Raw genomic sequence first — 19,252 nt, 5'->3', positions numbered from 1 at the left:
GCTTCACTTAGAATGCCCCGAACAGCTTAAAGAGGTAGCTATGATAGATATTGAAACAATGCAGCAGCAGTCGGCTGTCGTTGCTGACTTTTTAAAAACCGTGGCGCACCCAGATCGGTTAATGGTGCTGTGTTTATTAACCCAAGGTGAAATGAATGTGAGTGAGTTATCGCAACACTCTCGCCTTAGTCAGTCGGCGTTCTCACAGCACTTAAGTGTGCTGCGCAAGCAAAATATCGTGAAAGTGCGTAAAGAGTCGCAGCAAGTGTTTTACTCCCTTGCTGACCATCGTATTGAAGCACTATTAGGCGTGCTTAAAGAATCATTTTGTGATGAGCCGAAGGCTTAGAGCAACCATTGATAAAATAGGAAAATAAAGTGGAAAATTTTACTCCTTGGAGTGCGCTCGCAGGTGGTGCTTTATTAGGGCTGTCGGCGGTGATTTTATTATTGTTTCGAGGCCGAATTGCGGGTATCAGTGGCATATTGTCGGGCCTTTTTACCCCTCATAAAGGAGACACCAGTTGGCGCGTGTTATTTTTGGTTGGCATGATGTTGGGGGCGGCTATCTTATTGCCGATGGGGTTTAGTATTGCGAAGGTGCCGCAAGGCTCCACTTTATTGTATGTGCTGGCTGGGCTGTTAGTGGGGATCGGCACTAAGTTAGGCAATGGTTGCACCAGTGGTCACGGCATTTGCGGCATGGGGCGATTTTCTGTGCGCTCGGTGGTGGCGACAGTGGTGTTTATGGGCGTGGCGATTTTAGTGGTGTTATTACGTGAACAGCTGGGGTGGTTTTAATGAATCGTGTTATCGCTTTGTTGGCAGGCATTTTATTTGGTATGGGCATGGTGGTTTCGCAAATGGTTGATCCCGCCAAAGTCATGGGTTTTTTAAATATCAGCGGTAACTGGGATCCCAGTTTAGCCTTTGTCATGGGCGGTGCGTTGTTGATGTTTAGCCCTTGTTATCATTTGTTTATTAAGCCGCGTCAAACAGCCATTAGTGGCGAGGTACTGAAAGTGCCAACCACAACGGCTATCGACAAGCCCCTTATTATTGGCGCTAGTTTATTTGGTTTGGGTTGGGGACTGGCGGGCATTTGCCCAGGGCCGGCTTTAACGGCTTTAGTCACGGGACAACAAGAAATATTATTGTTTTTGGCGGCGATGGCTGGTGGACAGTTACTGGTCATTGGTTGGTCGAAACTGCGCGTGCGGGCGATGCAGCGAGCGTCATCATAGCGGTTAATTAATAGTGCCTATTTCAGCTACTATTAATGACTAATCAGAGCTTGGCGAGGTTGGTTGAGCCCGATTAATATCACCACATAGATGTTGGAAATTGATTTTTTGCTGGGCAATTTCTTGGCTAATTAATTGATAGTTTTGGTCCGATTCTGGCAAATATAAAGGACGGCTTGGCAAACAAAGCCAACAAAATAATCGGCCAATCAGAGATCCTTTCATATTCCCTGCAATATTTTGCAGTAGCGCTTCTATTTCATTGATGACTTTATCCAATGCTGAATACTTGATGGTGGTGTGTTGGTGACTTCGCAGTAGCGCGGTCATGACATAGATTAGTGAAAGTAGGCGTAATAGCCGGCCTTGTTGCTTATCTCTGCTTACGGGATGTGGACTTGAAAACAATAAATCTTCACCCAACACGGCCAATATATGGCTGTAGCGTTCAATTAACCGAAAATAGAATTGGTCACACGCTTTGTAGGAATAGCGCGCAAACAGCTTATGAGTAAACACGATCAGCAGTTGGTTAAGGGTAAAGCCGAGGTGGCTAATCACTTGTTGGTCAAAGTGTTCAAGCTGATCTGGTTCTTGGCAGCTTTGATATTCCGTTAATAAATAGGGGTGGCATGTGTAAAGGTATTCAAAATATTGGCTTGATAATGGCAGCACATAGCGTGACCGGGTATGGTCAATTTCATTGGTGAGTAAGTCAGCTATCAGAATCGGGTTTTCGCCATTGTCAGTGGCGGAGCAGGTCATGGCGATACAAGCATCAAAGGAGGAGACCCGCAGCAATAGCCCAACTAATCGATCGGATCTTGGCTGCTTTGTGGTGTCTGGTGTTGTAAGGGGCGCATCAGTCGTTGAATGAGTGCTAATTAATGCTTGTTTCATTTGCGCGGCTTGTAAGGCGCTTAAATTGAGTTTTAACCACGCTTGCGCCCGGCAATACCAAGGTTTTACGGTCTCAGGGCAGATCAAGTCAGATAAAGCGAAAGGGTAAGCGGCGATAGAAAAACTACCCAATTGATTTTGACAGGTAAAAGAAAGTTGTTTGCAGTGCTCGGTTTCAATTAATAGATAATGCTCTTCTCCCTTTGCTGTTAAACGCACAGGTAAAATTAATAGATCGGGCATAACAGGGCTAGGGATAGGGTGTTTATCAATGGTTAACTCACCCTGAAGTGGGGTCATCTGTTGCACGAGTGTGGCTGGTTCAACACTAAATAGCGCTTGTTTTCGGCCCTTGCAAATTGCTCGAAGCCAAATGCTTTGAGCTTCGCGCGGTGCACAATGTTGCAGAAATGACGCGCTACCTAAGCTGTTATGTAGCGCAACGGTTTCAGCTATCTCACTGTTTACGCTGGCGACTTTTTGGATGATTTTATTGATGCCATAGCAAGAAAAAGCATGCCCCCCTAAATGGTAAGGTTGGCTTAAAGCAAAAAAACCGCGTTGATTAAGATAGCGCCAGCAGGCTTCATTGATGCCACCTTGGCACGGTTCACTGTTAATCAATTGGCATAATTGATGAGTTGGTCCATCAAGGAAAGCTTGCTCTTGTGCGTTGATGCGCGGTGCTGGCTGGGCATGTAAATGGTGCCATTGGATTAACCCCGTTATTATTTTTCGCTCTAGCCAACCTTCACTATGGGGGAGTTGGGGGGGTAACCAGTTTTTTTTACGGCGGACAAATAAGGCCTGTAAAGGGCGAGAGAGATAACGTTGGCGTAGATAATGATTATTGAGTAACACCGCCAATACCAAATAGATGATAAATACGGAAACGGGCAGCCACTGCCAATACAGGGTAAAAAGAACAAATAAGCCTAAAATCAAGGTGGCACTGGCTAAAGATGCTTTGCCAATAATCAAGCACAATAGGGTAAAAATCGATGTTAAAACAATTGCAAAACTTAGCATCTATCACCTCTTTGTTAGTATAGATGAAGTGTTTTGGGTATATAGGAATAAAGTCATAGATATGGCACAATGCCGCTTTTATAGTATGTTGAGCGCAGGCCATGTATCAGCAAATAATCCAAGCAGAATTAACAGAAGCGGCGACTGTTTTAGATAACTTTATTAGTCAGCCTGAAAACCTTAGTAAGATTGAAGCGGCAGCCAAGATGATCGCAGCCAGTTTTAAGGCCGATGGCAAAGTTCTCTCTTGTGGTAATGGCGGCTCGCACTGTGACGCGATGCACTTCGCCGAAGAGTTAACCGGTCGCTTCCGTGATGACCGACCTTCCTTACCGGGCATCGCTATTGCTGATGCGAGTCATATGTCTTGTGTCAGTAACGATTATGGTTTTGACCATGTTTTTTCGCGCTATGTTCAAGGCGTAGGGCGTACTGGTGATGTTTTGTTAGGGTTAAGCACCAGTGGTAATTCGGTCAATATTTTAAACGCTATTGAAGTGGCGAAAAGCAAAGGCATGAAAACCATTGCCCTAACGGGTAAAGACGGTGGCAAGATGGCGGGACTAGCCGATATTGAAATTCGCGTACCACATTTTGGCTATGCCGATCGCATTCAAGAAATACACATCAAAATTATCCATATATTAATTTTACTTATTGAAAAAGAAATGGCGAGCTCGGCTGCTCAGTAAAGGATGAGTCATTATGTGTGAGTTGTTAGGGATGAGCGCGAATGTGCCAACCGACATATGTTTTAGCTTTACGGGATTAGTTAAGCGCGGCGGTGAAACTGGGCCACATCGTGATGGTTGGGGCATTACTTTTTATGAAGGTAAAGGTTGTCGCAGCTTTAAAGATCCGCGGCCCAGTTGCGAATCGGAAATAGCCGAGTTAGTCAAAGCGTATCCGATAAAGAGTGAAGCGGTGATCAGCCATATTCGTCAAGCTAACCGTGGTGGTGTAAGTTTAGAAAACACCCACCCTTTTACTCGCGAGTTGTGGGGGCGCCACTGGACTTATGCTCATAATGGTCAACTCAGTGATTATCACGATCTGCCCACTGGTGATTTGTTGCCAATAGGTGAAACGGACAGTGAAAAAGCATTTTGCTGGATCCTTGCTCAACTCAAGCAACACTTTCCAACTAAGCCAAGTGATCTCACGCCAGTATTTGAATTTCTTGCGCAATCTGGCGATACCCTAAGAGCAAAAGGCGTGTTTAACATGCTGCTAAGTGATGGCGAATATGTGTTGGCCTATTGCAGCAATAACCTACACTGGCTAACACGTCGAGCGCCGTTTGGTAAGGCGCGCCTAATTGATGAAGACATGGTGATAGATTTTCAGCAAGAAACCACACCCAATGATATTGTCACAGTGATCGCGACTCGCCCACTGACCGAAGGTGAACCTTGGGTCAAAATGGCCACGGGGGCATTTGTGGTGTTTAAATACGGTGAGATAGTGTTTGAGCGGGTGATAACTGACGATTTGGCTAAGGCAGACTAAGGCAGTTGATGCGCCTTTAGCTTAAACCAGCGCAATTTTTTACAATCTTTAACGTGACCTTCGCATTATTGTTATGAAAACATCTTTTGGAGATAAATAATGATAAGTGCGATTGTCGCGATGAGTCTATTTGCCCTAGTCGGCGCCATTTCCCCTGGTCCTGTGAACATCATTGCTACTAGCATTGGCGCGCAGCATGGTTTTAAGCAAGCGCTGCCCCATATTACCGGTGCAACGTTGGCATATACCTTGATTGTGTGGCTAGTAGGACTAGGCGTACAAGTGTATTTGGTGAGTTGGCCTTTTGTACTAGAAGGCATGGGCTACCTTGGTGGACTATTTTTATTATATTTGGCGTATCAAATTGCTGTTGCCACTCCTGTTGACACCACTGCTCATCACGAGCCTGCATCAATTCCGACGATGATGACAGGGGCGATGGCACAATTACTTAATCCTAAAGCGTGGCTTGTCTCAATCTCTGGCGTCTCTTTATTTATTTCGGGGCAAGCTGATAAAGCACTGTTGTTGGGTTATTTTGTGGTGATCTCATTACTTATGTGCTCAGTGGGTATTAGTAGCTGGGCGTTACTTGGCCAAGGCTTACAAAAACTTCTTGCTGATCCTATGCGTCAACGCTATTTTAATTGGTTAATGAGTGCGCTATTGGTATTGAGTGTGTTAACTATTTGGTCGTCAACTCACACCTTAGCATGAGCATTTAATTGTGGAGACGGTGATGGAACAAGCTCAACAGCGTTTTTACCAAAATCGCATAATGCCTATGCTTGAAATGCGCCAAGCCAATCAATCGTCGGCTTGTTATCAAGCCCATAGTCATGATGAGTTTTCATTTGGAGTGATTGATGTTGGCGCTGCGGATTATCAAAATCTATCGCGTAAGCACAGTATTCATGTCGGGGATACGGTGCTGATTAACCCCGGCGATGTCCACGCCTGTAACCCAAAACAAGGCTTATGGTCATATCGAATGCTGTTTCTGGATACGCCTTGGCTAGCAGAGTTACAACAAGAAAGTGAGTTAACCTCGAGTGCAGACTATCAATCGTTTGCAACATGTTTACGACGAGATAAGCAAGCTTACCAAGATTTTACTCGCTTGTTTTCAGCCCTTGGTGAATCGAGCTCTCCCTTAAGAATGGAAACATTGTTGATTGGTTATTTAATGCCATTGTTTACCATGCGCGCAGAGTCGCGTGTAAGTGCTCAGTTATATCGCGCTAAAGAGCGACTTCTTGATCAGCTAGACAATGCGCCATCCCTTACTGAGCTAGCGCAAGAAGTCGGGATCAGCCGTTATCACCTTATTCGTAGCTTTAAAGCTGCATTTGGCTTATCTCCTCATGCTTTCTTGTTGGATGCTAAAATTAAAATGGCGAAACGTAAACTTAAGCAAGGGCAAAGTATTGCTGACACTGCTTTTGCATTAGGCTTTAACGATCAAAGTCATTTTCAGCATCAATTTAAAAAACGTCTCGCGGTGACTCCTAGACAATATCAAGGCAGCTTCCTTTAAGTGTTACGGCAGCACATCACGGTTAATGGGGTTTTGTAGCGAAATCAAGGTTTCCGTTGACTGGATCGCATCAATGGTTTGGATTTTATTAATCAGGGTTGCTTGTAAATGATCAATCGAGCGGGTCATGACTTTGACAAAAATACTGTAGTTACCTGTGGTGTAATAGGCTTCAACCACTTCTTCTAGGGCTTCTAATCTTTTAATGGTGTCAGGGTAATCCTTGGCACTGGTCAAGTTTACGCCTATAAAACAACACACATCGTAACCGAGCTTTTTGGCATTTATCGCTACTCGCGTACCTTCAATAATGCCCGCTTGTTTCATTTTCTCAACTCGAACATGGATTGTTCCGGCACTTACTGAGCAGTTTTTAGCCAATTCTGCGTAAGGTATACGTGCGTTTGCTGTTAGCGCTTGAAGTATCTGTTTATCGAGATTATCGATCTCATAATTTTCTTGCATATATGTTACCTGAAATTATCGAATCACCAAATTATGGGGTTAAAAATAACGATTGTTGGATCATAAAGCTATTTTTATTGAGGTATATTGATCAAAAGTTGCGAATGAGTGAATATTCGTTCCAGATAATTAAGAACAATTTAAGCAAAGGGATATTTTCATGAGCAGTCAGTACATTCAAAGCCAACGTCAAATTAGCAAAGTTAAGCAAATTTTTTCGGCGCAATTAGAAGAGAAGTTAGGCTTAGTTGAAGTTCAAGCACCGATCTTAGCCAAAGTAGGTGATGGTATTCAGGATAACCTAAGTGGTCATGAAAAAGCGGTGTCAGTAAAAGTGAAATCACTGCCAGAGCAAGATCAAGATTACGAAGTGGTGCACTCTTTAGCAAAATGGAAACGTAAAACCTTAGGTGATTACCGCTTCCAAGTAGGCGAAGGCATATACACTCACATGAAGGCGCTGCGCCCTGACGAAGAAAAACTAAGCCCAATCCATTCTGTGTACGTTGATCAATGGGACTGGGAAAAAGTCATTTGTGCCAGCTCTGAGCGTTCATTAGATTATTTAAAGGCAACGGTTGAAACGTTATACAGTGCTATTAAAACAGCGGAAGCGCAGGTTGATGCACTTTATGGCCTAAAACCATTTTTACCTGAAACTATTACTTTTGTGCACGCACAGCAGCTGGTTGAGCAATACCCAGAGCTAACCTCAAAAGAGCGTGAGCGCGCAATCACTAAAGAGCATGGAGCGGTATTTCTTATCGGCATTGGCGGCGTCCTTTCTCACGGCGAAATTCACGATGTACGTGCGCCAGACTACGATGACTGGTCAACGGCAACGTGTGAAAAATACGCAGGCTTAAACGGCGATATTCTAGTATGGAACCCGGTATTAGAAGACTCGTTTGAGATTTCTTCAATGGGGATCCGCGTTAACCCAGAAGCATTAGCAAAACAACTTGAAATCACAGGCGATCAAGATCGTTTAGCATTTGATTGGCATAAAGATTTGCTAGACGCGAAATTGCCACAAACCATTGGTGGCGGTATTGGTCAGTCTCGTTTAGCCATGTTATTACTGCAAAAACAACATATCGGCCAAGTGCAAGTGGGCGTATGGGGTCAACAGTTGAAAAAAGAAGTAGCTGAGATCCTTTAGTCCCTCATCCTTTTCGTTTATTCGTAACAACACCCGCCATCTTGGCGGGTGTTGTTGTTTGTGCATTAGGGTTTCACTCATCTTTTTATTGCTAAATTAAGTCAGGGTAATTATTTATTCTTGCCCATCCCGCTTTCCTGTATCATCCTGTTTATTATTGCGGGAGATAATATAAAACGTCTCTTCGCCTCGTTTATTAGTGTAGTTAGGCGCAGTCATGATTGAAAAACAACAAAACAACCCCTTGCACGGCCTTAAAAATGAAGTATTGCTGGCTGAGCTGGTGGACTTTTATGGCTGGAATATCCTTTATGAAGCGCTGCGGTTAGATTGCTTTAAGCTCAACCCAAGTATTGAAAGTAGTCTGAAGTTTTTAAAAAAAACCGAATGGGCCAGAGATAAAGTAGAAAACTTTTACTTGTATCGTTTTAAACGCATGCCAAGACCCAGCGTACAACAATTTGAGTTAAAACCTCGTGAGCGTGGTTTTGCCGATGGTATTTTACCGCGCGCACCACAAGAGCTGACCGTTGAATTGATTGCCGAAATGAAGGAAAAGGCACAACGTGATTACGAGGCACAGCAAGCTTTGAAAAAACAAAAGTCTTTTAAATCAGGTGGTAAGCCATCGCCAAAAGGGCATGGTAACAAGGTTGCTAAGCCGCGTCCTCAAGATGACAGCGATAACAGCAATCCTTGGGCAAATTGGAAAAAACAGTAACTTGATGCCCTTTATTATAAATCAACGGCTTAATGTTGGAGCATTGTATATGGCGCAGGGAGAGGATCAGTGAGATTTATTAGCGTAGTTTTGTTCATATTATTTATCAGTGCCTGTAGTTCAACTCCCGAGCCTACGCCGAAAAAAGTCGTGGTATTGAAAATGGCACCGGTTGAGCCACCTTTTAAGCGACCAACTTCGGAACAGCTTGACTACCTTGATGTGCTAAGAGCACTCGAAGTTGATCTTGAAAATGAAGAAATTCGTCAACTATATGATTGGGTGAAAGCTGAGTACGATTACTTTTACCAAACTAATTTTGTCACTGGATCTTTGGTTCGGGGTAATCGCTATATTCCTTACTTACAATATCGTTTACGCCAAGCGGGGTTGCCGATTGAATACAGTTATTTGGCGATGATCGAGTCGGCATTTAAAACGGTTGCGCTTTCCAACAAAGGTGCCCATGGCGTGTGGCAGTTAATGCCGGCAACAGCGAAAGAGCTAGGTATTACGCCAGAGCAACGTAAAGACGTGGTGAAAGCCACCGATGCGGCAATTAAATATATTCAAGCGCGTGAAGCGGCATTTGGTAACGATGCGCTACTGATTGCGGCATCATACAACGCAGGTGAATATGGCGTGAGTAAGCGTTTTGTTCATGTTGATTCTGAGCGTTATAACTACGTTACTGTTTATTCCCATTTACCCAAAGAAACGCGTCATTATGTCCCCCGTTGGATAGCTGCCACCATGCTGGCTAATCAAATAAAGCGTCAAGGTAAAATGCCTGCGCCAGAGTCAGTTCTGATCACTGACAAGGACTATCAAATTGCGCCACTAGCCAGTGCCTTGGGCATGAATAAAAAAGAGTTTGAAACGCGTAACCCTGATTTTGTTGGCGAGGAGTTTCTCTCGAATCAGCATAACTTTATTGTTCACCCTAATGCTCACCCAGTGAATGCTGTAGATGGGCTGCATATCAGCGCGGCAACAGGATTTGAGCCACAGTTTATTGCTGGTGGTCAGTTGAATATTGCGACTCGTGCCAGTGCTGAACTGGAGAGAAAAGCGTTACTGGCTAAATCAAATCGCAAAAGTAAACCGACTATCAAGCGTTCGCCAAGCCCTACTAGTAGCAAAGTGGTAAGTCAAACTCAAAGTAATGCTAGTTACATTAAGGTAGCGATCCGGCCAGGCATGACATTTAGTCGCCTTAACCGCTGGTTTGATGTCACCGAAACTGAGCTTGTTGCTTTAAATCCAAGCTTAAAGAAAGGGTTACGTGCGGGCAGTGAAATAAAAGTACCTGCTACAAATGTGTCTGTTAAGCAATATAAAGTGCAAGCGGGCGATTCGTTAATGCGCATAGCCTCGAACCATCAAGTCGAACTCGACGACATACGCTTGGTTAATCAGATAAAGGGTAACCATATTCGTGTAGGGCAAGTACTGACCTTGTACTTGCCTGAGGGTTAATATGGGCCGCTTGTTTTATCTGTTAAGTATATATTTTCTGAGTCTGCCGGCAGTTGCTCAAAGTATTTGCTACGGCACTACCAGTAAAGGACGTTTAGAAAACGCGGTAGAGCTGCCCAGAAACGGTAAAAACTTTGTCACTTACAGCGACGTAGCTCGCCTCGCGGGGCGAAGCTATGTCCATGATAAGGTGCGAGATATTGTGCTTGCAGCGTATGCCGATTTGGCTAAGAGTCATTCTGATAAGGTGTACAAGTATGCCGAAACAGGACTTGCTACTGGCGGCAAATTTCGTCCCCACAAAACCCATCAAAATGGTCTGTCGGTTGATTTTATGACGCCAATGATTGACCAGACGGGTCACTCGGTCCATTTACCCACTTATCCGTGGAATAAGTTTGGCTACAACATCGAGCTAGATAAGAACAACCAATACGATGGCTTAAGCATTGATTATCCCGCGATGGCTGCTCATATTGTTGCACTACATAAACAAGCTCGCGCCCATGGCGTTGGTTTGTGGCGGGTTATTTTCGCCCCTGAGTTGCAAAAAGGTTTGTTTAAAACGCAATACGGCGGCTATCTTAAGCAACATATTAAGTTTTCTAAACGCCGCTCTTGGGTTCGTCATGATGAACATTATCATGTTGATTTTGCTGTGCCTTGTCGAGAATGATTGCAGTACTCGATCTTCTAGCCTTTTTCCGCGGCTTGCCCATCGAGCATCGTCATTTTCTAAATTCTTCTAAGGTAAAATAACCCTCAACAATTTTGTCGTAACTACCGTCACTTTTCATTTCCGCTAACACGCGATTGAACTCAGGGATAATGCCGACATACTGCGAATTTTTGCGAACCATAAGGCAAAAAGAGTTTCCTCTTAAATAATGCTTCGAATGTATCAAAGAGTTATTCATGTCTAGCTCATTTTTTCTTAAGGTATATCGGCTGACATTAACGGGCATGATGGCCAGATCGGCTCTGTTGAGCAGCAATATTTGCGGTAAGGTATTTTGACCAACCCACATAATATCCAGATCTAAGCCATCGCGTGTTAACTCTGTTTCTGCCCAGCCGTTACCTTTTAATTCAACTATTTTATAGCCATGAATGTCAGCAATGCTGTCGATGGCCATTATTTTTTCCACTCTGGGGTGATCACGGCGGGCCCAGATGGCAAAAGGTTCAATAAATAATGGGTCGCTGGCCACTAAGTATTCCAGCCTCGCCGGGGTTGGTATGGTGATCATGGCATCTGCTGCGCCTTCGGCAATCAGCTTTTGTGTGCGTCGCCAAGGGTAACCCTCATATAGTAAAGGTATATTAAGTCGGCGAAACACTTCTACATAGATTTTGGGGAAAATTCCCGCTAACTCTCCGTTTGCATTGTTATAACTGAAAGGGCCAAAGTCGCCATCATCAGCCAAAACAAAAGGAGATTTAGGTTGGGCTCCTTGTGCTGAAAGGGAAACACTCAAACCAATAAAAAATAATATTTTAACAAGTCGTTGCCTGGTTTTAATGGCTTGTTTAAGCAAGATAAAGAGACTCCAACAAGTAGATAGGTATGTCATACTACACCTCAAGTTTGGGGATAGTTTTGATAGGTACTCCTGCTCCGAAAGGGACATCATGGCTAAAGTATATGTCCAAGTTTGCTTAAGGGGCAAAGAAAATGCTAGCTTGGTGGCGTGGCTTCCCAACTTGGTTTGGCCGCATGCACACAACCTTTTTATTGCTAATAAATTAACCGTCGTATTATTTAGCCTACCGCCACTAACAGCGTAAGCTTTGCGTGACTAAAGTGCAACAATCGGGTCACGGCACATACCTGCGCCTTAATTTTCTTTCATTAACAATAACGCCAAATTTCCTATTTTAGGTTATTTTCATTAGGCTTTATTCGTCAGACTGGTAACATGGCTTTTTTTCATTAACTTCCTAGGTTTAGCATGAAAGCTACTGTTGAAATTAGCATGTATCCATTTAATCAAGACTTTATTCCCCCGATCAAAAGCGTGATTGCCGGCTTTAATGATTACCCTAATATTGATGTGATCACCACCGCTACTAGCACCCAGCTGTTTGGTGATTATGATGAAGTGATGGATTGCGTCAAAATTGAATTAAAAAAGTCTTTTGAACAGTATGGTTTTGCTGTGTTTGTGGCCAAAATATTAGGTCGTGATGTGCGTGAACCGTACACTGATTTACAGGAGTAATACGGGTGCCTGAATCTTTTAGCCAGAATATTCAAGCGGCTTGGGCCGCTATGTCAGGTTTTGAAATTGTCGCAGTGGTGCTTGCAATCGCTTATTTAGTACTGGCGATTAAAGAAAGTAGTTGGTGTTGGTATGCCGCTTTTGTCAGCACCGCGATTTATACTTGGCTGTTTTGGGACGTCAGTTTAATAATGGAGTCGTTATTGAATGCCTACTATATGGCCATGGCCATCTATGGTTGGTATCAGTGGCGCAACCCTGCCGGTGGCGAGCAAGTGTCGGGACGTCCCATTGTACGCTGGCAGTTACAGCAACACATGCAGGCTTTTGCCGTTGTGATAGTTTTAACGTTCGCTTCAGGCTATTTCTTAACGGCGAATACTGGTGCGCAATTGCCTTATTTAGACTCGTTTACCACTTGGGCCAGTGTGTTAACCACATATATGGTTGCCAAGAAGGTACTGGAAAACTGGCTTTACTGGTTAGTGATCAATGCGTGTGCCATTTATTTGTATGTGGATCGTGAGCTGTATTTAACCGCATTGTTGTTTATCAGTTATGAAGTGATGGCGGTCATTGGTTTTATTCGTTGGTATCGTCACTATCGTTTACAGTCAGGCGATGCAAGCTTGGCCGCGGCTTAATTTATTGTGAGTGAGGGAAGCCTTGCGCTAAACGCCTTACCCCTTGCTTGTGTTAAGCAAATCCATCGCTTGTCGCAAGTCGGTGGGCCGTTAGCGGATATTCAACTCAGTCAAGTCTTGCTGTTAACGCAAGGTGTTAGCCATCAAAGTGTGCGCTTAATCGGCATTAACTGCGCGGGTGACGGGATCGATTGGGTACTGCGCTTGCCCCCTAAAAGCCAGGTTACACCTTGGCTAAGCGATGATAACGAAGCAGCTCTACTGCGGCAACTGGCGCAGCGAGGACTTTATCCTGAGTTAATTTACAGTCACGGCGGGGTGTTGATCAGTGCATTTTTTGCTGGAATACACCTTAGCCCACAGGACTTTGCTTTGTCAGCAAATCGCGCTGGCTATCTGCAACATCTTGCCGATGCCTTGGCGCAATTAAATCTCATCAGCTTGCCTCCTGCGCTTTATGCTGCGCTGCCTAAATTAAACTTAGCTAAACGTTGTCAGCAGCTTTATCAATCTGTGTTGGTTTTTCCTGGAAATATTTGTAGCGCAAGCTTACATGCCATGGTGGGCAAGCTTGAATTATTACCCGCTTTTGCGCCGACTGAGTTAACCCTTTGTCATGGCGATTTACATCGGCATAATATTTTATTTTCTGAGCAGGGGTTAGCATTACTTGATTGGGAATATGCCAGTATAGGTAATCGTTTAATTGATATTGCGGCTCTGGCTGAAGATTTACAGCTATCGGATGCACAAGCTGCTGTACTCATTGCGCGCTGTGGCTGTCATATGTCGCAGCTGGCGTTGTATCGCTTAGGCTATCGTTTATTGGAGCTGTTGTGGTATCTGCAGCCTGAGAACGTAGCCAGTGCGAGTGATCAGTTATTGGCGCAGCAATGGCAGCGACTAATACAATTAGATCAGGTTTGTTAGGCGCGTATAAGCGCCATTTGTCAAAACACTCTAAGGCCGCTTATGTATATTTTTGATCCCCGCTTAGCGCAGCAAATTGTCGATCGCACCATGGACATCATTGGTTTTAACATCAATGTCATGAACGCCAAGGGGGTGATCCTTGCTAGCGGTGATACTCAGCGTATTAACACGGTACATGAAGGGGCTTTGTTGGCGATTGCTAACGGCCGCACTGTGGAAATAGATCTAGAAACGGCCAATAATTTGGTCGGCGTAAAACCTGGGATCAATCTGACTTTGTCATTTGCGGGTGATGTAATTGGGGTGGTTGGGATCACTGGCGAGCCAGATGCTATTCGCAATTACGGTAAGTTAGTAAAGATGACCGCCGAAATGATCGTAGAGCAAGCGGCCTTGCTGGAGAAATTACAATGGGATCGCCGTCATAAAGAAGAGTTCATTGTGCAGTGGGTGAAAGGCCAGCTAAGCCATGAGCAATGCATTGATTGGGCACAGCGTTTAGGTATCGATATCGCTATGCCACGAGTGGCTGCGGTGATAGAGCTGAGTGCAAGCCAAGGGCAAGGAGTTTCAACCCAAACTATTCGTCGCGTGATTGAGTTATTGGAGTACCCCGCGCGAGACAACTTAGTGGCAATGCTTTCTATGTCTGAGCTGGTGGTACTGAAACCCGCTTTTTTAGCGGAGCAACAATGGCAGCCTGAGTTAGAGCGCCAGCGTATTAGCGCTTTGCTACAGCGCATTGAACAAGAGCAAACGATCCAAATTAATGTCGGCTTAGGCCACTTCTTCGATACCCGTAATGGCGTTAGTCGAATTCCTTTGTCTTATCAAAGTGCTTTACAAACTTTAGCGGTTGGCAAGCAACTGCAACCCGATCAACAGCAATACTTATATCACGATTTATCACTGCCAGTGTTAGTTTCAGCGCTAGCGGAAGATTGGCGCGGTCAAGAACTGATCAAGCCCTATCAAATGTTGCGCCAGCAAGATAAATCAGGCCAGCTGGAAAAAACCCTTAAGGCGTATTTCACTCATTTTGGTGATTTAAATGCTTGCGCCACCAGCTTATTTGTTCATCGTAATACCTTGCGCTATCGATTGGATAAAATTATCCAAATTACTGGGCTTGATCTACAAAGCCTAGATGGTTTAGTGCAATTGTATCTTGCCAGCACAGTGGTACAGGTTTGTGATCTTAAACATAAATAATTGTGATCAATGTCTCCACATTAAATAATTCAATTTAAATACAACTAGTTACATTGTTTATGTGTTTTTGCACTTGTTACCAATTGTGCAAATGCACATAAATTAGCAATTTTGTAACATTCGATTGGTGCGCTTGGCTAAAGCAATTTGAGACCGACTTGGTGATAATTTGCTGTGCAAAAAGGAATGCCTTTTTGTGTTAACTTTGGTCTATGCCTGTGCTCAATGCCAGTGGCAAAGACTCCATCACGCCATTGCAGGAGGCAAACATGCTCATGATCTTTATCTTGGTTGCTGTCATAGGATTTATCGTCCTAGCAACCGCCAAATTTAAACTCCATCCGTTTTTAACCCTTATTTTAGCGGCCTTTTTGGCGGCTTTTGCTTATGGTTTACCCGCTGCTGATATCGCTAAAACCATCAGCTCTGGTTTTGGTGGCATACTGGGTTATATCGGCCTGGTGATCGTGTTAGGCACCATTATTGGTATTATCTTAGAGAAAAGCGGTGCGGCCATTACCATGGCCGATGTGATCATCAAGGTGCTAGGGAAGCGCTTCCCTACATTAACCATGTCGATTATTGGTTACTTGGTATCGGTGCCTGTGTTTTGTGATTCTGGTTTTGTCATTCTAAACTCGTTGAAAGAGTCGATGGCTAAGCGGATGGCGGTATCGAGTGTTGCCATGAGTGTGGCATTGGCAACGGGTTTATACGCTACGCATACGTTTGTGCCGCCAACTCCTGGTCCGATTGCGGCTGCGGGTAATTTAGGCTTAGAATCAAACTTAGGTTTAGTTATTTTTATCGGTGTGTTTGTGGCAGCCGCGGCGGCGATTGCAGGTATGCTATGGGCGAACCGTTTTGCCAAGGTGCAACCTGATGTGGTGGATGGATCTTCGGCGCAGCCAACCGAGCAAGATTTTGCTGCAATGAAAGCGGCTTACGGCACGCTACCTTCACCAATGAAGGCATTTGCACCGATTTTTGTGCCGATTATTTTAATCTGTTTTGGCTCTATTGCTAAATTTCCTTCCGCTCCTATGGGTGATGGTAGCTTGTTTGAGCTGTTCAACTTTTTAGGGCAGCCGCTTAATGCCTTATTGGTGGGGTTAGGTTTGTCTCTTGGCTTGTTAAAAGGTGAGAATAAAATTGCTGAATTCAGCGAACGTATTGGCCAAGGCTTAACCGCTGCCGCCCCTATTATTTTGATCACTGGTGCTGGCGGCGCGTTTGGTGCGGTACTTAAAGCAACGCCGATTGGTGATTATCTAGGCGCGACGTTATCGGCTTTAGGCGTAGGTATTTTTATGCCATTTATTGTCGCGGCAGCGCTGAAATCAGCACAAGGCTCGTCAACGGTTGCTTTGGTAACAACATCAGCACTGGTTGCACCATTGCTGCCTGAATTGGGTTTAGACACTGAAATGGGACGCGTGTTAACGGTAATGGCCATTGGTGCGGGCGCAATGACGGTATCTCATGCTAACGATAGTTTCTTCTGGGTGGTATCACAATTTAGCAAAATGAGTGTTTCCCTTGCTTATCGGGCTCATACCATGGCGACCTTGATCCAAGGTGTTACGGCTATGACGTTAGTTTACATCCTGAGCTTGATTTTACTGTAATTAACTTACCCTAGCTGACGGGCAAATTTGCCCGTCGTTTAGCTAAGGCGTAGGACTGGAGAGAAAGAATGAAAATTGTTATTGCCCCAGACTCTTTTAAAGAAAGCCTGACTGCTCTTGAGGTGGCAAATGCAATTGAGCAAGGCTTCAAGCAAGTGTTTCCCAATGCCAGTTACATTAAAGTGCCGGTAGCCGATGGTGGTGAGGGCACAGTACAAGCCATGGTGGATGCCACGCAAGGTGAGCTCGTCAGCTGCCAAGTGCACGCCCCATTAGGCAATATTGTTACCGCGCAATATGGTTTATTAGGCGGTGGTGAAGTGGCTGTGATTGAAATGGCGGCGGCTTCGGGCTTGCACTTAGTGCCGATTGAACAGCGCAATCCGATGCAGACGTGTAGCTTTGGCACTGGTGAATTGATCTTAGACGCCCTTGACCGTGGCGTTCAAAAAATCATTATCGGCCTTGGCGGCAGCGCCACCAATGATGGCGGCATGGGCATGCTGCAAGCTCTTGGCGTTGATTTTTTAAATGATGCTGGCGAGCCAGTAGCGCGCGGCGGACAGGGCCTTGGCGAAATACAACAGACAGATGTGAGCGCATTGGACGCGCGTCTCGCTAAAGTTGACATTGAAGTGGCTTGCGATGTTGATAACCCTTTATGCGGTCCATTAGGTGCTAGCGCTGTATTTGGCCCACAAAAAGGTGCGGATGCAGCCATGGTGACCGCGCTTGATGCTAATTTGGCGCATTATGCTGATAGTATCAAGCAAGCCTTAGGCAAAGATGTCGCTGACATTAAAGGCGCAGGCGCAGCGGGTGGCATGGGCGCGGGTGTGTTGGCGTTTTTTAATGCCAAGCTACGTCCTGGTATCGATATCGTAATGGAAACGGTTGGCCTAGCGGAGCAAGTTGAAGGCGCAGATCTGGTGATCACCGGGGAAGGTCGCATTGACAGTCAAACGATTCAGGGTAAAACGCCAATGGGAGTGACTCGTGTTGCCAATTTACATGGCTGTCCGGTGATTGGCATTGCAGGATGTGTCAGTGAGGATTATGGCGTGGTGCATCAGCATGGTTTAGTGGCGGTTTTTCCTGCTGTGCCAAGGGCCATGTCATTAGCCCAAGCCCTTGCTAGTGGTGCGCTTAACATCAGTAATACCAGTCGCAACATTGCGATGACGTTGAAATTAGGTCAACAACTAAAGCCAAGTTAACCTCTATCAATGGCAAGTTGGGCGCTGAGCAGCTTGCCTTGGCTGACTTATTTATGTTCGTCAGCTAATACATAATCAAAATACTTTTTATGTTCAACACCCGCTTGATGGGAATTAATCTTATTCGGGTGTTTGTATTCTTTCCAAGCCGCCACTTGGCGTCCTGCATTTAACTTGGGAAAATCAACATCCCCCGCTATTGGCATTCCTAGGAACTGCTTGATTTTTAACAAGCTCCCCGGCTCACTGACATCAATGGTTAGCAAGTCATCACGGCCTTTAAAATAGGCTTGTACGCCCTGTTCATGGCGGCGGTAGCAAACCATAAGCTCATCGCTGCTAAGCGGCAAGGTTGGCGAGAAGGTATGGTGAAAGCTGCGCTTTAAAACAGGGCTAAACTTGCCTGTTTTCGGCGCTAAATGGGGAGCCATTTTGTCTAATAGCATGGTAATTGACGGTAGCCAAAGCTCCATCTTGCGGGTTAAATAGATAAATTTTGAGCTTGGAAACAGCTGGTCTAACTGCCGGTAGTCACTGAAACAAGGCGCGTCTGATATAGCATCTGCTAGTTCAAAAGCCCTTTTGGTAAATGCTGTGTGAGCAACCGATAATCCCATGTCTAACAGCGCTACACTGATGCTGGTAGTGCCGGTGCGGGGCAGGCCGATAATAAAAATCTTAGACATTTGGGGCGACTCATTTTCAAAAAGGCATGAGTATAAAGGCAATGGCAGACAAGGGGGAAGAAAGATAAGCTTAAGGGCCTAAATTGTTGTGAGTACAGGCTTGCATATTGGTTTATATCTACTCGAACGGGCTAAATTATTTTTGCCCCAAAACGAGTTTGGTTGAGTGTCGCAAATGAGCGAAGAGCGGACGTTACTCCTTGACCTTTAAACGTCAGCTTTTCAAGTGCTAGCTGCCAGTATGCCACTAAATATATGAGAGGAAACCCGAGCAGCTAATTCTAATTTAACAATAATTGGATGCGTGCTTACTTGCATCTGAAAAATAAAATGGAAATAAACATTAAGTTATTGTATTTTATTGTTTTTTATATGTGGCTACATCGCATGTCAACCAATAGGATTGAAATAGCTAAAAATGGAAGATACACAATTTAAAAGTCCATTGTTTGATGCAACCGCGACGTGGAACGGTTTTTCTTATCAAGGAAAAGTCGGACTTTATGTATGTTTAAAGCTTATTAATGATGCATTGCTCTGAGGAATCCCCTGATGATTTCATTAAAAATCATAAATTTAAGTAGAATGGCATCTTTCCGTATGATCTAATGAATTCGCCAAAACACAAAAAACCAAACAGAAAGATGCGCGAACTTAAGATTTT

21 protein-coding genes are annotated in these 19,252 nt (G+C 44.6%); 17 read left to right on the top strand and 4 right to left on the bottom strand.

All coding sequences use genetic code 11. The annotated features are described in order from the left end of the window. Positions 1 to 40 precede the first annotated feature (40 nt). Genes K6Y31_RS11735 through K6Y31_RS11725 form a run of 3 tightly spaced genes read left to right on the top strand, consistent with a single transcriptional unit; the run spans position 41 to position 1,244 of the window. On the top strand, positions 41 to 349 hold the full coding sequence (locus tag K6Y31_RS11735) for an ArsR/SmtB family transcription factor (RefSeq protein ID WP_232800468.1): 309 nt from the start codon (positions 41 to 43) through the stop codon (positions 347 to 349). 29 nt (positions 350 to 378) lie between these two features. After that, complete coding sequence (locus tag K6Y31_RS11730) at positions 379 to 801, top strand: YeeE/YedE family protein (protein ID WP_233052963.1); 423 nt, start codon at positions 379 to 381, stop codon at positions 799 to 801. Then, the gene (locus K6Y31_RS11725; protein WP_233052962.1) at positions 801 to 1,244 is read left to right on the top strand and encodes a YeeE/YedE family protein; all 444 of its coding nucleotides are present in this window, start codon (positions 801 to 803) and stop codon (positions 1,242 to 1,244) included. The genes K6Y31_RS11730 and K6Y31_RS11725 overlap by 1 nt, the downstream gene beginning before the upstream one ends. 39 nt (positions 1,245 to 1,283) lie before the next feature. Here the strand turns inward: K6Y31_RS11725 and K6Y31_RS11720 are convergent, their stop codons facing one another. After that, positions 1,284 to 3,173: an acyl-CoA dehydrogenase domain-containing protein gene (locus K6Y31_RS11720; RefSeq protein WP_233052961.1), complete on the bottom strand. Its 1,890-nt coding sequence runs from the start codon at positions 3,171 to 3,173 to the stop codon at positions 1,284 to 1,286. Positions 3,174 to 3,274: 101 nt separating this feature from the next. On the opposite strand from K6Y31_RS11720, the gene lpcA reads away from it, so the two are divergent. From lpcA to K6Y31_RS11700, 4 genes are all read left to right on the top strand, one after another. Next, positions 3,275 to 3,865, top strand: coding sequence for a D-sedoheptulose 7-phosphate isomerase (gene lpcA / locus K6Y31_RS11715; protein WP_232800472.1), 591 nt, complete (start codon positions 3,275 to 3,277; stop codon positions 3,863 to 3,865). A 13-nt stretch (positions 3,866 to 3,878) separates the two neighbouring features. Next, positions 3,879 to 4,682: a class II glutamine amidotransferase gene (locus K6Y31_RS11710; RefSeq protein WP_232800473.1), complete on the top strand. Its 804-nt coding sequence runs from the start codon at positions 3,879 to 3,881 to the stop codon at positions 4,680 to 4,682. 99 nt (positions 4,683 to 4,781) lie between these two features. Next, positions 4,782 to 5,399, top strand: a complete 618-nt coding sequence (locus K6Y31_RS11705; RefSeq protein WP_233052960.1) for a LysE family translocator — start codon at positions 4,782 to 4,784, stop codon at positions 5,397 to 5,399. A 22-nt stretch (positions 5,400 to 5,421) separates the two neighbouring features. Further along, positions 5,422 to 6,219 carry an AraC family transcriptional regulator gene (locus tag K6Y31_RS11700; RefSeq protein WP_233052959.1) on the top strand — a complete coding sequence of 266 codons (798 nt, stop codon included), beginning with the start codon at positions 5,422 to 5,424 and terminating at the stop codon, positions 6,217 to 6,219. A gap of 3 nt (positions 6,220 to 6,222) precedes the next feature. On the opposite strand, the gene asnC is transcribed toward K6Y31_RS11700, so the two are convergent. Continuing rightward, positions 6,223 to 6,684: a transcriptional regulator AsnC gene (gene asnC / locus K6Y31_RS11695; protein ID WP_233052958.1), complete on the bottom strand. Its 462-nt coding sequence runs from the start codon at positions 6,682 to 6,684 to the stop codon at positions 6,223 to 6,225. Positions 6,685 to 6,844: 160 nt separating this feature from the next. Here asnC and asnA point away from each other — a divergent pair, with 160 nt between their 5' ends. The 4 genes from asnA (at position 6,845) to K6Y31_RS11675 (ending at position 10,722) form a co-directional block, all read left to right on the top strand. Further along, entirely contained in the window at positions 6,845 to 7,846 is a 1,002-nt protein-coding gene (gene asnA, locus K6Y31_RS11690) for an aspartate--ammonia ligase (RefSeq protein ID WP_233052957.1), read from the top strand. A 217-nt stretch (positions 7,847 to 8,063) separates the two neighbouring features. Beyond that, entirely contained in the window at positions 8,064 to 8,567 is a 504-nt protein-coding gene (locus tag K6Y31_RS11685; protein ID WP_233052956.1) for a VF530 family protein, read from the top strand. Between the two features lie 69 nt (positions 8,568 to 8,636). Next, positions 8,637 to 10,046, top strand: coding sequence for a lytic transglycosylase domain-containing protein (locus K6Y31_RS11680; protein ID WP_233052955.1), 1,410 nt, complete (start codon positions 8,637 to 8,639; stop codon positions 10,044 to 10,046). 1 nt (position 10,047) lies between these two features. Then, positions 10,048 to 10,722, top strand: coding sequence for a penicillin-insensitive murein endopeptidase (locus K6Y31_RS11675; RefSeq protein WP_233052954.1), 675 nt, complete (start codon positions 10,048 to 10,050; stop codon positions 10,720 to 10,722). A 52-nt stretch (positions 10,723 to 10,774) separates the two neighbouring features. On the opposite strand, the gene K6Y31_RS11670 is transcribed toward K6Y31_RS11675, so the two are convergent. Further along, positions 10,775 to 11,620 (bottom strand): substrate-binding periplasmic protein, encoded by an 846-nt coding sequence (locus K6Y31_RS11670; protein WP_233052953.1) that lies wholly within the window; start codon positions 11,618 to 11,620, stop codon positions 10,775 to 10,777. Positions 11,621 to 11,998: 378 nt separating this feature from the next. Between K6Y31_RS11670 and K6Y31_RS11665 the strand changes: the two genes are divergently transcribed. The 6 genes from K6Y31_RS11665 to K6Y31_RS11640 all read left to right on the top strand — a co-directional run bounded on the left by K6Y31_RS11665 (position 11,999) and on the right by K6Y31_RS11640 (position 17,902). Next, positions 11,999 to 12,268: a YkoF family thiamine/hydroxymethylpyrimidine-binding protein gene (locus K6Y31_RS11665; RefSeq protein WP_233052952.1), complete on the top strand. Its 270-nt coding sequence runs from the start codon at positions 11,999 to 12,001 to the stop codon at positions 12,266 to 12,268. Between the two features lie 5 nt (positions 12,269 to 12,273). Then, a complete protein-coding gene (gene pnuC / locus K6Y31_RS11660) occupies positions 12,274 to 12,912 on the top strand; it encodes a nicotinamide riboside transporter PnuC (protein WP_233052951.1) in 639 nt (212 codons plus the stop codon). Positions 12,913 to 12,918: 6 nt separating this feature from the next. Continuing rightward, on the top strand, positions 12,919 to 13,842 hold the full coding sequence (locus K6Y31_RS11655) for a phosphotransferase (protein WP_233052950.1): 924 nt from the start codon (positions 12,919 to 12,921) through the stop codon (positions 13,840 to 13,842). Between the two features lie 42 nt (positions 13,843 to 13,884). After that, the gene (locus K6Y31_RS11650) at positions 13,885 to 15,057 is read left to right on the top strand and encodes a sugar diacid recognition domain-containing protein (protein WP_233052949.1); all 1,173 of its coding nucleotides are present in this window, start codon (positions 13,885 to 13,887) and stop codon (positions 15,055 to 15,057) included. Positions 15,058 to 15,326: 269 nt separating this feature from the next. Further along, positions 15,327 to 16,685 carry a GntP family permease gene (locus K6Y31_RS11645; RefSeq protein ID WP_233052948.1) on the top strand — a complete coding sequence of 453 codons (1,359 nt, stop codon included), beginning with the start codon at positions 15,327 to 15,329 and terminating at the stop codon, positions 16,683 to 16,685. Positions 16,686 to 16,753: 68 nt separating this feature from the next. Continuing rightward, positions 16,754 to 17,902: a glycerate kinase gene (locus tag K6Y31_RS11640; protein ID WP_233052947.1), complete on the top strand. Its 1,149-nt coding sequence runs from the start codon at positions 16,754 to 16,756 to the stop codon at positions 17,900 to 17,902. Positions 17,903 to 17,949: 47 nt separating this feature from the next. On the opposite strand, the gene K6Y31_RS11635 is transcribed toward K6Y31_RS11640, so the two are convergent. Further along, positions 17,950 to 18,588: a sulfotransferase family protein gene (locus tag K6Y31_RS11635; RefSeq protein WP_233052946.1), complete on the bottom strand. Its 639-nt coding sequence runs from the start codon at positions 18,586 to 18,588 to the stop codon at positions 17,950 to 17,952. Between the last annotated feature and the right edge of the window lie 664 nt (positions 18,589 to 19,252).

Source organism: Motilimonas cestriensis, from assembly GCF_021295315.1.
In the GTDB taxonomy this organism is placed as follows: Bacteria; Pseudomonadota; Gammaproteobacteria; order Enterobacterales; family CBDFNC01; genus Motilimonas; species Motilimonas cestriensis.
This window is presented reverse-complemented; position numbering and strand designations above follow the sequence as displayed.

What these genes read in the sequence shown, in the direction of transcription:
- K6Y31_RS11735 (WP_232800468.1), top strand. Translation starts at nt 41, where the DNA reads ATGATAGATATTGAAACAATGCAGCAGCAGTCGGCTGTCGTTGCTGAC.
- K6Y31_RS11725 (WP_233052962.1), top strand. Translation starts at nt 801, where the DNA reads ATGAATCGTGTTATCGCTTTGTTGGCAGGCATTTTATTTGGTATGGGC.
- K6Y31_RS11720 (WP_233052961.1), bottom strand. Translation starts at nt 3,173, where the DNA reads ATGCTAAGTTTTGCAATTGTTTTAACATCGATTTTTACCCTATTGTGC.
- lpcA (WP_232800472.1), top strand. Translation starts at nt 3,275, where the DNA reads ATGTATCAGCAAATAATCCAAGCAGAATTAACAGAAGCGGCGACTGTT.
- K6Y31_RS11710 (WP_232800473.1), top strand. Translation starts at nt 3,879, where the DNA reads ATGTGTGAGTTGTTAGGGATGAGCGCGAATGTGCCAACCGACATATGT.
- K6Y31_RS11705 (WP_233052960.1), top strand. Translation starts at nt 4,782, where the DNA reads ATGATAAGTGCGATTGTCGCGATGAGTCTATTTGCCCTAGTCGGCGCC.
- K6Y31_RS11700 (WP_233052959.1), top strand. Translation starts at nt 5,422, where the DNA reads ATGGAACAAGCTCAACAGCGTTTTTACCAAAATCGCATAATGCCTATG.
- asnC (WP_233052958.1), bottom strand. Translation starts at nt 6,684, where the DNA reads ATGCAAGAAAATTATGAGATCGATAATCTCGATAAACAGATACTTCAA.
- asnA (WP_233052957.1), top strand. Translation starts at nt 6,845, where the DNA reads ATGAGCAGTCAGTACATTCAAAGCCAACGTCAAATTAGCAAAGTTAAG.
- K6Y31_RS11685 (WP_233052956.1), top strand. Translation starts at nt 8,064, where the DNA reads ATGATTGAAAAACAACAAAACAACCCCTTGCACGGCCTTAAAAATGAA.
- K6Y31_RS11675 (WP_233052954.1), top strand. Translation starts at nt 10,048, where the DNA reads ATGGGCCGCTTGTTTTATCTGTTAAGTATATATTTTCTGAGTCTGCCG.
- K6Y31_RS11670 (WP_233052953.1), bottom strand. Translation starts at nt 11,620, where the DNA reads ATGACATACCTATCTACTTGTTGGAGTCTCTTTATCTTGCTTAAACAA.
- K6Y31_RS11665 (WP_233052952.1), top strand. Translation starts at nt 11,999, where the DNA reads ATGAAAGCTACTGTTGAAATTAGCATGTATCCATTTAATCAAGACTTT.
- K6Y31_RS11650 (WP_233052949.1), top strand. Translation starts at nt 13,885, where the DNA reads ATGTATATTTTTGATCCCCGCTTAGCGCAGCAAATTGTCGATCGCACC.
- K6Y31_RS11645 (WP_233052948.1), top strand. Translation starts at nt 15,327, where the DNA reads ATGCTCATGATCTTTATCTTGGTTGCTGTCATAGGATTTATCGTCCTA.
- K6Y31_RS11640 (WP_233052947.1), top strand. Translation starts at nt 16,754, where the DNA reads ATGAAAATTGTTATTGCCCCAGACTCTTTTAAAGAAAGCCTGACTGCT.
- K6Y31_RS11635 (WP_233052946.1), bottom strand. Translation starts at nt 18,588, where the DNA reads ATGTCTAAGATTTTTATTATCGGCCTGCCCCGCACCGGCACTACCAGC.